This window comes from Schumannella sp. 10F1B-5-1 (assembly GCF_006517535.1).
Taxonomy (GTDB): Bacteria; Actinomycetota; Actinomycetes; order Actinomycetales; family Microbacteriaceae; genus Schumannella.
Genome location: NZ_VHQH01000143.1, coordinates 1 through 223 on the forward strand (window position 1 = coordinate 1; position 223 = coordinate 223).

Below are 223 nucleotides of genomic sequence, written 5' to 3' on the forward strand. Positions count from 1 at the left end.
CGATCGGATGCTTCGCGAGCGCCACCGCGATCGGCGGGGCGATGAAGAGGTAGCTGCAGCGATGCGTCTGGATGTTCGTCAGGAACTCGACCAGATCGAACTTCGGCATCGTCACGAGGGTCGCCCGCTGGCGCAGGGCGAGATTCAGCAGCACGGTCATGCCGTAGATGTGGAAGAAGGGCAGCACGGCGAGCACGCGATCCTCGGTGCCGAGGTCGATCGC

At 64.6% G+C, this 223-nt stretch carries 1 protein-coding gene; it reads right to left on the minus strand.

Features of this window, described 5'->3' with window-relative positions:
- A partial coding sequence (locus tag FJ658_RS15230) for an AMP-binding protein (protein WP_141146222.1) occupies positions 1 to 223 on the minus strand: 223 nt, incomplete at both ends.